Below are 11,625 nucleotides of genomic sequence, written 5' to 3' on the forward strand. Positions count from 1 at the left end.
CGGAACGCGCGAAACCATCCGTCCTGACGTGGGAAAACATCCTGTGAACGATCAGTACACCGCCCCCGGCACCGAGACGTTCGACCGCATGTGGGCCGACCTGGCGCCCGTGGGCCGCGACCCCGGCACCGGCGGCTACCGCCGCCACGCCTGGAACGGCGCCGACACCGACGCACGCGCCTGGTTCACCGAGGCCGCCGCCGCGCGGGGCCTGGACGTGCGCGCCGACCGCAACGGCAACCTGTGGGCCTGGTGGGGCACACCCGGTCCGGGCGCCGTGGCCACCGGATCCCACCTGGACTCGGTCCCCGACGGAGGGGCCTTCGACGGGCCCCTGGGCGTGGTCAGCGCCCTGGCCGCCGTGGACGAGCTGCGACGGCGCGGCACCGTCCCCGGACGCCCGCTCGCCGTCACGGTCTTCGCCGAGGAGGAGGGCGGGCGGTTCGGTGTCCCCTGCCTGGGCAGCCGCCTGACGGCCGGGGAGATCTCCCCCGAACGCGCACGCGACCTCACCGACGCCTCCGGGACCACCTGGGCCCGGGCCATGGAGGCCGCCGGGCACGACCCGCACGCCATCGGCGCCGACCCCGGGGCCCTGGCGGACCTGGACGTGTTCGTCGAACTGCACGTGGAACAGGGGCGCGCCCTGGAGGACACCCGGCACCCGGTGGGCGTGGCCAGCGCGATCTGGCCGCACGGGCGCTGGCGGATGGACTTCACCGGCCGCGCCGACCACGCCGGCACCACCCGCCTGTCCGACCGCAGCGACCCCATGCTGCCGTTCGCGCGCACCGTCCTGGCCGCGCGGTCCCTGGCCGAGGAGCACGACGCCCGCGCCACCATCGCCAAGGCCCTGGTCACCCCCAACGGCACGAACGCGATCCCCTCCCTGGTCAGCGCCTGGCTGGACGCCCGAGCCGCGGACGGTGCCGTACTCGACACGGTCGTGGCCGGGGTGCGGGAGGCGGCCGGGAGAGCCGCCCGCGAACACGGCGTGGACCACGCGATGGCCAACGAGTCCCTGACCCCGCTGGTGTCGTTCGCGCACGGTCTGCGGGAGCGGCTGGCGGCCGTGGTCGCCGCCCGCGCCCCGGAGCCCGGGGTACCGGTGCTGCCGACCGGAGCCGGGCACGACGCCGGCGTGCTCGCCGCGCACGTGCCCACCGCGATGCTGTACGTGCGCAACCCGACCGGGGTGTCGCACTCCCCGCGGGAGTGGGCCCGGCCCGAGGACTGCCACTCCGGGGTGCTCGCCCTCGCCGACGTGCTCCAGGACCTGCTCGCCCGTCCCGTCCGGAAGGGGAACCGGTGACCCTCGAAGCGAACGGGTGGTCCGGGAGGGCACGCGGCCACCGCGTGTGGTGCGAGTGGGCCTGGACCGGGGACCGGGACGGCGCTCCGGAGCACGGCGTACTCATACGGGTGGCCGACGGCCGGATCACCTCGGTGGAGGCGGGGGTCCCTGCGCCCGCCGACGCCGAGGTCCTCACCGGACTGACCCTGCCCGGGTTCGCCAACGCCCACTCGCACGCCTTCCACCGGGCGCTGCGGGGACGCACCCACGCGGACGGCGGGTCCTTCTGGACCTGGCGCGAGACGATGTACCGGGTGGCGGACCGCCTGGACCCCGACACCTACCGCCGGCTCGCCCGGGCGGTCTACGCCGAGATGGCCCTGGCCGGGATCACCTGTGTGGGCGAGTTCCACTACCTCCACCACGCTCCCGGAGGCATCCGCTACGCCGACCCCAACGCCATGGGCCACGCCCTGGTGGCCGCGGCGGCCGACGCCGGGATCCGGATCACCCTGCTGGACGTGTGCTACCTGTCCGGCGGCCCGGACGCCCACGGCGACCACCAGCCGCTGGCCGGACCCCAACTGCGGTTCGGCGACGGCGACACGGACCGCTGGGCCGACCGCCTGGCCGCGTTCGCCCCCGACGGCGGCCACGCGCGCACGGGCACGGCCGCCCACTCGGTGCGGGCCGTCCCCGCGGAGCGGCTCCCCGACGTCGCCGCGTTCGCCGCCGAACACGACGCCCCGCTGCACGTCCACGTCTCCGAGCAGCCCGCCGAGAACGCCGCCTGCCTGGCCGCCCACGGCCGCACCCCCACGGCCGTGCTCGCCGACGCGGGCGCGCTCACCGAACGCACCAGCCTGGTGCACGCCACCCACCTGACCGCCGCCGACGTCGCGGACGTCCGCGCGTCCGGTGCCACCGTGTGCCTGTGCCCCACGACCGAGCGCGATCTGGCCGACGGCCTGCCGCGCACCGGCGACCTACTGCCCGCCCCGCTCAGCCTGGGCACCGACCAGCACGTGGCGACGGACATGTTCGAGGAGGCCCGGGCGGTCGAACTCCACGAGCGCCTGCGCACCCACCATCGCGGCACCCTGGGCGCCGGTGCGCTGCTGCACGCCGGCACCGCGCACGGGCACGCCAGCCTGGGCTGGACCCGCGCCGGACACGGGACGCCGGGCGCACACGAGGTTCCCGCGCTTCGTGGAGGACGTCCACAGGGACCTCCGCGCTCCGAGGGACTGCCCGACGCCGGTGCCCTGACCCCCGGAACACGGGCCGACCTGGTCAACGTCTGCCTGGACGGCGTCCGCCTGGCCGGGGTCGACCCGGCCAGGGCCGTCGACGCCGTGGTCTTCGCGGCCGCCGCCGCCGACGTGCGGCACGTGATGGCCGACGGCCGCTGGGTCGTCCGCGACGGGGTCCACACACTGCTGCCCGACACCGCACGCGAACTCGACACGGCCATCAAGGAGTTGCACACATGAACGACGTGCCCGAGAGCGTCCTCGTCGACGACATCGCCACCCTGGTCACCAACGACCCCTCGCGGGGAAGGGGAGAGGTGGGGGAGATCCGGGACGCCGCCCTGGTCGTCGAGGACGGCCGGGTGGCCTGGTCGGGTCCGCGCGCCCAGGCGCCCGCCGCCGACGCGCGGGTCGACGCCGCGGGGCGCTGCGTCATCCCGGGGTTCGTCGACAGCCACTCCCACATCGTGTTCGCGGGCGACCGCAGCCGCGAGTTCGCCGCCCGGATGAGTGGCAGGCCCTACTCGGCGGGCGGCATCCGCACCACCGTGGCCGCCACCCGCGAGGCCACGGACGCCGACCTGCTCGCGGGCGCCCGGCGCCTGGTGCGCGAGGCCCGCGCCCAGGGCACCACCACCCTGGAGGCCAAGTCCGGTTACGGCCTCACCGTCGACGACGAGGAGCGCTGCCTGGCCGTGGCCTCCCGGGTCGCCGACGAGGTCACCTTCCTGGGCGCACACGTGGTCGCGCCCGAGTACGCCGACGACCCCCGGGGCTACGTCGACCTGGTCACCGGTCCCATGCTCGACGCCTGCGCGCCGCACGCCAGGTGGATCGACGTCTTCTGCGAGCGCGGCGCCTTCGACGAGGACGCCTCCCGCCGGGTCCTCACCGCCGGGATGGAGCGGGGCCTGCTGCCCCGCGTGCACGGCAACCAGCTGGGCGAGGGACCGGGCGTGCGCCTGGCCGTCGAACTGGGCGCCGCCTCGGTCGACCACTGCACCTACCTGGCAGCCGAGGACGTGGACGCCCTGGTCCAGGCGGCGGCCCGCCCCGAGCCCACGGTCGCCACCCTGCTGCCGGGCGTGGACTTCTCCACCCGCCAGGCCTACCCGGACGTCCGCGCGCTCATCGACGCCGGTGCCCTGGTCGCCCTGGCCAGCGACTGCAACCCCGGGTCCTGCTTCACCTCCAGCTTGGCCTTCTGCATCGCGGTCGCGGTCCGGGACATGGGCATGACCCCCGACGAGGCGGTGTGGGCGGCCACCGCGGGCGGTGCGCGGGCGCTGCGCCGCACCGACGTGGGCCACCTGGCCCCCGGCGCGCGCGCCGACCTGGTCCTGTTGGACGCGCCCAACCACCTCTACCTGGCCTACCGTCCCGGAGTACCGCAGGTCGCGGCGGTCTGGAAGGACGGGGAACTGGTCTCCGGGCACCCCTGAGCCGGGGCGGGAGCGGAGTACGACACACGGATCGCCGAACGTCCTCACGAACTCAACGGCCGCCTAACCTTCCGGAAACCCGCGGCACCGAACCTGGAGTCACGTCGGTGCGAGTCCGCCGCCGCGGTACAGCGCCGTTCCGCGGCGGCGGGGCACCGCCCCCCGACTCCCAGGAGGTTCGCGGTGAGCCTGTGGCGCATCAGGACGGCGGTCGAGGACCGCCCCGGCAGCCTCGCCCGTGTCGTCGACGCCCTGGCGGGCCACGGCGGGAACATCGTCGGCCTGTCCCTGCACACCGACGTGTCCGGTGTGGTCGACGAGTTGGTCGTGGACCTGCCCGGCGACCACGGGCCCGCCCTGCGCGCGGTCGCCGAGCACAGTCCCACCGGTACGGTGACGGCCGTCCCCGCCCACAGGCGCGAGGTCGGCGACGACGTCACCCGCGCGCTCCTGCTCACCGAACGGCTGCGGTCCCACCCCAACCGGCTGCCCGACGCTCTGGCCGAGCTGCTGCTGGCCGACGAGGCGCACTGGACCAACCTGACGCGTGCGCGAGACGACGGGGAGTCGGCTCCGGGCACCGCCATGCTGGTGCCCGTGGGGCCGCTGCGGGGCGTCCTGGTGCACAGGGCCTCGCATCCCTTCACCTGGACCGAGACGAGCCGGGCCGACGCGCTGGTGCGCTCGGTGATGCCCTCGACCGGGCCGGTGCCCGCGGACCGGACCGTGCGCACCGCCGAGGGCGTGGAGCTGTCCCTGCGCCAGGTTCGGGAGAGCGACGCCCCCGCGCTGAGCGCCCTGCACCGGCGCTGCTCCGCCGAGACCGTGCGCAACCGTTACTTCGCCGGTGTGAAGGAGCTGAGCCCGCACATGCTGCGCGTGTTCTGTGACTCCGAACGCGGCCTCACCCTGGCTGTGCGCCCGAGGGGTGAGGAGGAGCCCGTCGCACTCGGACACCTGATGTACACCCTCGACCCCGGGGTGGGCGAGATCGCCCTTCTGGTGGAGGATCCCTGGCAGCGGCGCGGGGTGGGGAGCGCCCTGACCCGCGCGCTGACGCTCACCGCCGCCGACTGGGGTCTGGCCGAGGTGCGCGCGGAGACCACGTTGGCCAACACGGGAATGATGCGGATCATGCGTCGCCTCGGGGCGTCGGTGCGCACCCAGGGGACGGCGAGCGGGTACGTGCAGACCCGGCTGCCCGTGGCGGGGGCGCTGCGCGCGGCGGGACGCGAGGCGCGGCGCGGCGGCCAGCTCGCGCGGCTGATGGGCCATGGCTGACGGGGGCCTCGGCCCTTGGCGCGCGAGGGGCCCGGCCGTGAAACGGGGGCCGACGGCCACCGGGGTGGCTGCCGACCCCCGTTCGCGGTTGACGCGATGAGGTCTGCTTCCGGGGCACGGGAGTCCGTCCCCCGGAAAAGTTCCTAGTCGGACTCGCTGTCCGCGGCCCCGTCAGCGCTCTGGGCGCCCCCGGCGGACGCGGAGGACGCGGCCTTCTTGGTGGCGCGACGCTTCTTCACCGGACGCGAGTAGTCGACGAGGGGCTCCAGACGGGCCTCGTACTCCTTGAAGCAGTCGGCGCACGCGTCGACCTCGCGGACGGAGCCCTCCCAGGCGAACTGGATGACCTCAGTCGCCTCGACCTTCTCCTCACGGACGGCGTGGGGGTCGCAGTACTTGAGCGTGAAGACCTCGGTGACCACGGCGGGGATTTCCCTTCGGTATCGCGTGAACAGAGCGGACCCCGTAATCATACACCTGTACGAAAGCGTAAACCGGCTGCATGCCGGATGTTCCGTCACGGTTTCGGGGTCGCCTCGAAGCCTAGCGAAGTTTCTGAAGGCCTGTGCGCCCGTGTCCGATCCGTGAGCCCGGGTGACCAGGGCGTCCGCGCGCGGTTACGGCGCCGACGGTCTCGACGGTCCCCGGGATCCGCCCGGTGTCGCCGGGAGGCGCCGGGCGTCCGGTGGCGCGACCGCGCGAGGAGGGGCGGGCGGGGAAAGCGGTTCGGGCGTTATCGTGCCGGGTGTTTGCTTTCTTCTTGTCCGTCCTTTTTCCCGGGGCCGTTCATGCCGTTTCCGCCAGACGATTCACCCGTTCGGCGAACACGGGGCGGAAGGCCTCGCTAGGGTATTGCCCTATCCGGGAGGAACCGCCGTGTTCGGGCGTCCGGACCGGGCGGACCCGTGGCGGAGCCCGTTCGACGCGCATGGGGAAACGGGCGCCGCGGGGGAGCGGTGTTCGACGAGGATCAGGGGGAGGGCCGTGGTCGAGTATTTGGAGGGCACGTACAGAAGGCGTGTCGATGACCATGACCAGGGGGAGGCCCCCGGGCCGGGGGGGAACTGGTCCGTGGCGGGCCGACGGTGCGCCCGGGCCGACAGGGGGCGCGTCCGCGACCGCATGTCGGTCGACCCGCGTTTCGTGAGGCTCCGAAAAGGGTTCGCGGTCCGGAGTTGGGCGCTGGTATCGGTATTCCTGTGCAGTTACCTTTCCTATCTGCTGCTCTCGGCCTACGCGCGTGATTTCATGAGCACGCGGATCGCCGATTCGGTGAACGTGGCACTGGCCATGGGAATCGGACAGTTCCTGTTGACGTTCGTCCTCGCCTGGGCGTTCGGCCGTTCGGCCGGGCGCTCACTGGACCCGCTCGCCCGTGAGCTCCGCGAGCAGGCCCGCGAGGAGGAGGCCGCCGACGGGACGGCGGTGCGACGATGACCGCCGCCGGAGAAGCCGCGGGCGGCGCCGTCACGGGGGACGGCGCCGCCCTGGGCGGATCGGTCGCCGCCGCCGACCTCCTGGAGACCCTCGACACCCTGGGCGGCGCTCCGGGAGACCAGTTCGGCGCCACGCACGCCTGGACGGTCGGGCTGTGCGCCCTGTTCGTCCTGATCACCCTGGCCATCACCATCCGCGCCCGGCGCACCACCCGGGGCGCGGTCGACTTCTACGCGGGCGGACGCGGGTTCTCCAGCGCGCAGAACGGGCTCGCCCTGACCGGCGACTACCTGTCCGCCGCCTCCTTCCTGGGCATCGCCGGGATGATCTCCCTCCAGGGCTACGACGGGTTCCTGTACTCCATCGGCTTCCTGATGGCCTGGCTGCTGGTACTGCCGATGGCCCAGCTGGTGCGCAACACCGGCCGTTTCACCATGGCCGACCTGCCCGCCTTCCGCATGCGACGGATGCGGGTGCGCCTGGCCTGCACCGTCTCCACCGTCACCGTGTGCGTGTTCTACCTGGTCGCGCAGATGGTGGGCGCGGGCGCTCTGGTCTCGGTCCTGCTCGGCCTGCACGACGGCGGGACCTTCCTGGGCATGAGCGCCGACCACGCCCGCACCGGAGTGATCGTGCTCGTGGGCGTGCTGATGATCGTCTACGTCATGTACGGCGGCATGAAGGCCGCCACCTGGCTGCAGATCATCAAGGCGGTCGCGCTGCTGGCCGTCACCGGGCTGCTGACCGTGCTGGTGCTGGCCCTGTTCTCCTTCGACCCGCGCGCCCTGCTCGCCGGGGCGGCCGAGGCCAGCGGACACGGCCAGGCCTTCCTGGAACCGGGACTGCGCTTCGGGATGGAGGCGCCGGGCGATCCCGCCCGGACCCTGTTCAACAAGCTCGACCTGGTCAGCCTCGGGCTGGCCCTGGTACTGGGCACGGTCGCGTTGCCGCACGTCCTCATCCGCTTCTACACCGTTCCCGACGGCCGTTCGGCACGCACGTCGGTCAACCGCACCATCACCATGGTCGGCGCCTTCTACCTGATGACGCTGGCGCTGGGCTTCGGTGCCGCCGCCCTGGTCGGGTCCGAACGCATCGCGGCCGTGGACCCCTCCGGCAACACCGCCGTGCCGATGCTCGCCGCGGAGCTGGGACGGCTGACCGCCGGTCCGGTGGGCGCGGCCGTGCTGCTCGCACTGGTGTCCGCGGTCGCCCTGGCCACCATCCTCGCCGTCGTCGCCAGTCTCACCCTGGCCTCGTCCTCCTCCGTGGCGCACGACCTGTTCGGCCACATCCTCATGTGGGGACGCCCGCGTGAGTCGCAGGAGGTGGGGGCGGCGCGCCTGTCCGCCTGCCTGATCGGCGGCGTGGCCATCCTGCTGGCCGTCCAGGCCCGGGAACAGAACGTGGCCTTCCTGGTGGGGCTGGCCTTCGCCATCGCGGCCGCCGCCAACCTGCCGGTCATCGTGCTCACCATGTTCTGGCGGCGCTTCAACACCAGGGGCGTGGAGTGGGGCGTCTACGGCGGGCTGTCCGCCACCCTGCTGCTCATGCTGCTGTCCCCGGTGGTGTCGGGCAGGACCGACCCGGTGACCGGGGAGAACCTGTCGATGCTGCCCGCCTGGATCGACGTCCAACTCTTCCCGATGGAGAACCCGGCGCTGCTGGCGGTGCCGGTCGGATTCGCGTGCGCGGTCGTGGGCAGCCTGCTCTCACCCGAACGCGACACCGCCCGGTTCACCGAACTGCGGGTGCGCTCCCTGACCGGTTGGGGCGCCGACCAGGACTGAACGCCCGGGCTCGGAGGGGACGGGCCCGGCCGCCCGGGAATCAGCGTTTCGGGCCCGCCTCCGCCATGGCCCGCGCCAGTTCGCGCAGCAGCTCGGGGATCCGCGGCGCGTTGCGGGCGATCCGGTCCCAGGAACGCGCGGCCCGGTCGACGCGTTCGCGCGTGGTCGGCGCCCCGCCGCCCTGCCTGGCGTTGCGCCTGTCCTCCCTGCGGAAGGAGGCGGTGACCGCCCAGAAGGCCGCGGCCACCAGCGGGCGGAGCACGCCGCGCCCGCGCACGTCGAGCACGGCCTCCACCGACCACCGGCCGTCGGGCCCGGCGGCGGGGGACAACCAGGCGCTGACGTCGGCCGTGGCGTGCGTGGCGTGCAGCCGGACCGGGGGAGTCTCCCCGCCTTCCGCGATCGCCGTGTACCAGGCGTCCGTGTCGAACCGCAGGGTGCCGCCGGCCGACCGCAGCCAGGCGCCGCGCCCGGGCACGCGCACCCGGCCGGTCCAGGTCAGGAGCCCGGCTCGCGCGTCGTGGGTGACGTTTCCCCAGGTCACGGGAGGATCGTTCGTGCCGACGGTGTCCGGCATGGCGAAGTCGACCGAGGAGGTGCCCGCCTCGTCCCAGGAGACGATGGTCAGGCCGGTACCGCTCCAGCCCTTCTCCGCGTCGTCGGCCGGGTCGACGGGCACGCCCTCGGGGGACAGCTCTGCGACGAGGTAGTGGCTGCGGGGCGCCAGGTGGCGCCCCCTCTGGAGTTGGAGCGCGGTCTCCGAGGCGGCCACGGCCGGCCCGTCGGCCTCGGCCGATGCCGCGGCGGCGCCGTCCCGCGGCTCCCCGGACTCCTTCTCGCGGTCGCCCAGTCCGAGTTCCTGGGCGCGCTGCTCCAGGCGCGCCCAGGTCTCGTCGTCGGGGGTGAGCAGCCAGCCCCGGCCGTCGAAGCGGCAGCTCCGGACGACCTCGTGCAGGGCGTCGACGATCCGCGCGAGCACCTCCTCGTCCACGGCGGTGATGTCGAAGGTGTGGCTCAGACGCGGCACGGTGTCTCCGGGGTCGGTTCGGGGCGGAGCGTCGGGAGGAGTGCTCCGCGTACGCGTGGACCAGCGTACGCACACACGGCTCCCACCACCTCCGGGGCTCCGCCGACGGGCCGCCGGCCGGTGCCGACCGCGTCCGGGGCGTCCACGGTCCCCGTTCGAACGCTTGTCCGCACTTCGGTGGCCGGGCACAATGGCGTTCATGGACAGGTACGTCGCGCTGCTGCGCGGAATCAACGTCGGCGGGCACCGCCGCGTCGCCATGGCCGACCTGCGGACCCTGCTCGGCGGGCTCGGCTACGGCGACGTCGCCACCTACGTGCAGAGCGGGAACGCGGTGTTCACGGCCGGGGGAAAGGACCCCGCCACCGTGGCGGAGGAGATCCGTGTCGCCATCGACACCCGGTTCGGACTCGACGTGCCGACCGTCGTGCGCACCGGCGCGCAACTGCGCGCCGCCGTGGACGACAACCCCCTCGCCGTCGCCGACCCCTCCGGCTTCCTCGTCCTGTTCTGCTCCGAAGCCCCCGACGCCGCGTGCCTGGCGGGGATCGACCCGTCCCTGTACCCGCGGGAGCGCATGGCGGTGGTCGGCTCCCACGTCTACACCATCCACGAGCAGGGCATCGGACACGCCAAGCTGCCCGGCCTCGTGGCCAGGCGCGTCGGCGGCACCACCACGGGCCGCAACTGGCGTACCGTGCTGCGCCTGCTGGAGCTGGCCGGGGGCTGACCGTGCCCGCGACTGTCCGAGAGGAGTCCTCGGCGGCGCGTGCCGGCCGCCGTCACGACCATGTGAAGGGGTGGTGCCCGTGCCGAGGCGGTGGACCGTGATCCTGCGGGACCTGGCGGACACGGCGCGGCCGATCCGGCCCGAGGACTGCCACGGGCTGCTCAACCGCTGGTGGCCGCAGTCCCCGGAGGAGCACACGGCGGCCAAGCGGTGGGTCATGAACGGCTGGCCCTCGTCCCTGGGCGACCGGCTGCACCACTGGACGCTCACCTGGCTGGACGACGACGTCCCGCCCCCGCTGTCGCCGGAGGAGCTGGTCGGCGAACCGCAGCGCATCGGTGACCACCTGCTGGTACCGCTCTCGGTGACCCGCACCTTCGACCGCACCTACGCCCGGATGCTCACCGAGCCGCGCGGCGTCTCCGCCGTGCGCTCGGCGAAGGTGCGCAGCCAGACCCCCGTCGTCATGACCACCCGTGACGCCTCCGGTGAGCGGATCCCGCACATCTGGCCCAACCCGCGCCGCCTCTTCGGTGCCGTGCACCGCTCAGGCGGCGGGATCGTCGGCGGCAGCGGGGCCGTGGGCGCGGTGGCCCGGTTCGCACCGTCCGCGCTCGCCGATTCCTGGCTTGAGCTGGTGTTCGACGGCATGGCCCAGGTGCGCCGCGCGCCCCTGCCCGGAGAGGACGTGCGGCTGGCGGAGCACCACCACGCCGACAACCGCACCGTGCTCGGCTGGCACGGAGGGCTGCGCCTGGACCTGACCGGGGGAGAGCGCCGCCACACCGACGCCTTCGCCGTCCTCCTGGAACTGCTGGAACTGACGGGCGTCGGCAAGTACACCGCCCAGGGTTTCGGCTCGGTGCGGGTGGACACGGTGACCGGCGGCCGGCCGTCAGCGGAGGTGCCCGGCCGGCGCCGCCGGCGAAGCCCGCGCCGTGTGGCCCGCCGCGCCCCTCAGCGGGTGGGTGAGGCCCGGCCCCGAGCCGTCGCCGAGGTGGAGGAGTTCGGGGGCGCCCTGTTCGACTGATCCGACTGGTACGCGAATCCACCGGTTCCCGTCCGAGGACGGCGTGCGGGGACCGGTGCCACCGCGGTCCCGTGCGGCCCGCCGCCACCGTCGGCTCCCACCCCGTGGACGGGTCGGGAGCCGACGCGTGTGCTCACCGGGAGGGAGCCGGGCCCCGCACGGTCCGGTCCGCGCCCCCGTCCCGCAGGGCGTGGGCCAGGCCGCGCAGGTGCGGCACGAGGTCCCCGGGTGTGAGGGGCGGCGCGTCGGCGGCGGGGACGGACGGATCTCGCGGCCAACGCGTGACCGCTTCGGACCTGTGCGGGATCATGGGAAACCTCCGTGCCGGGGCGGGTCTGTGT

The 11,625-nt window shown here is 74.1% G+C and carries 11 protein-coding genes; 8 read left to right on the plus strand and 3 right to left on the minus strand.

Features of this window, described 5'->3' with window-relative positions; translation table 11 throughout:
* The first annotated feature begins 88 nt into the window (after positions 1-88).
* The 4 genes from FYX01_RS19545 to FYX01_RS19560 all read left to right on the plus strand — a co-directional run bounded on the left by FYX01_RS19545 (position 89) and on the right by FYX01_RS19560 (position 5,270).
* On the plus strand, positions 89-1,312 hold the full coding sequence (locus tag FYX01_RS19545; RefSeq protein ID WP_150243602.1) for an allantoate amidohydrolase: 1,224 nt from the start codon (positions 89-91) through the stop codon (positions 1,310-1,312).
* Entirely contained in the window at positions 1,309-2,787 is a 1,479-nt protein-coding gene (locus FYX01_RS19550; RefSeq protein ID WP_150243482.1) for a formimidoylglutamate deiminase, read from the plus strand. Before FYX01_RS19545 ends, FYX01_RS19550 begins: the two co-directional genes overlap by 4 nt.
* Positions 2,784-3,989, plus strand: a complete 1,206-nt coding sequence (gene hutI, locus FYX01_RS19555) for an imidazolonepropionase (protein ID WP_150243484.1) — start codon at positions 2,784-2,786, stop codon at positions 3,987-3,989. The genes FYX01_RS19550 and hutI overlap by 4 nt, the downstream gene beginning before the upstream one ends.
* 183 nt (positions 3,990-4,172) lie before the next feature.
* The gene (locus tag FYX01_RS19560; RefSeq protein ID WP_150243485.1) at positions 4,173-5,270 is read left to right on the plus strand and encodes a GNAT family N-acetyltransferase; all 1,098 of its coding nucleotides are present in this window, start codon (positions 4,173-4,175) and stop codon (positions 5,268-5,270) included.
* Between the two features lie 143 nt (positions 5,271-5,413).
* On the opposite strand, the gene FYX01_RS19565 is transcribed toward FYX01_RS19560, so the two are convergent.
* Positions 5,414-5,692, minus strand: a complete 279-nt coding sequence (locus FYX01_RS19565) for an Lsr2 family protein (RefSeq protein WP_150243487.1) — start codon at positions 5,690-5,692, stop codon at positions 5,414-5,416.
* 700 nt (positions 5,693-6,392) lie between these two features.
* Between FYX01_RS19565 and FYX01_RS19570 the strand changes: the two genes are divergently transcribed.
* Together FYX01_RS19570 and FYX01_RS19575 are read left to right on the plus strand one after the other, a co-directional pair.
* Positions 6,393-6,707, plus strand: coding sequence for a DUF485 domain-containing protein (locus FYX01_RS19570; protein ID WP_223830558.1), 315 nt, complete (start codon positions 6,393-6,395; stop codon positions 6,705-6,707).
* Positions 6,704-8,497: a solute symporter family protein gene (locus tag FYX01_RS19575; protein WP_150243489.1), complete on the plus strand. Its 1,794-nt coding sequence runs from the start codon at positions 6,704-6,706 to the stop codon at positions 8,495-8,497. The genes FYX01_RS19570 and FYX01_RS19575 overlap by 4 nt, the downstream gene beginning before the upstream one ends.
* 40 nt (positions 8,498-8,537) lie before the next feature.
* Here the strand turns inward: FYX01_RS19575 and FYX01_RS19580 are convergent, their stop codons facing one another.
* Positions 8,538-9,524, minus strand: a complete 987-nt coding sequence (locus tag FYX01_RS19580) for a hypothetical protein (protein WP_150243491.1) — start codon at positions 9,522-9,524, stop codon at positions 8,538-8,540.
* Between the two features lie 190 nt (positions 9,525-9,714).
* On the opposite strand from FYX01_RS19580, the gene FYX01_RS19585 reads away from it, so the two are divergent.
* Both FYX01_RS19585 and cas6 read left to right on the plus strand, forming a co-directional pair.
* Positions 9,715-10,254: a DUF1697 domain-containing protein gene (locus FYX01_RS19585; RefSeq protein ID WP_150243493.1), complete on the plus strand. Its 540-nt coding sequence runs from the start codon at positions 9,715-9,717 to the stop codon at positions 10,252-10,254.
* 70 nt (positions 10,255-10,324) lie between these two features.
* Complete coding sequence (gene cas6, locus FYX01_RS19590) at positions 10,325-11,284, plus strand: CRISPR system precrRNA processing endoribonuclease RAMP protein Cas6 (RefSeq protein ID WP_150243495.1); 960 nt, start codon at positions 10,325-10,327, stop codon at positions 11,282-11,284.
* Positions 11,285-11,417: 133 nt separating this feature from the next.
* Here cas6 and FYX01_RS26275 read toward each other — a convergent pair whose 3' ends face one another.
* Positions 11,418-11,594 (minus strand): hypothetical protein, encoded by a 177-nt coding sequence (locus tag FYX01_RS26275; RefSeq protein ID WP_190394397.1) that lies wholly within the window; start codon positions 11,592-11,594, stop codon positions 11,418-11,420.
* Between the last annotated feature and the right edge of the window lie 31 nt (positions 11,595-11,625).

Origin of the sequence: Nocardiopsis quinghaiensis (assembly GCF_008638365.1) — a bacterium.
GTDB lineage: Bacteria > Actinomycetota > Actinomycetes > Streptosporangiales > Streptosporangiaceae > Nocardiopsis > Nocardiopsis quinghaiensis.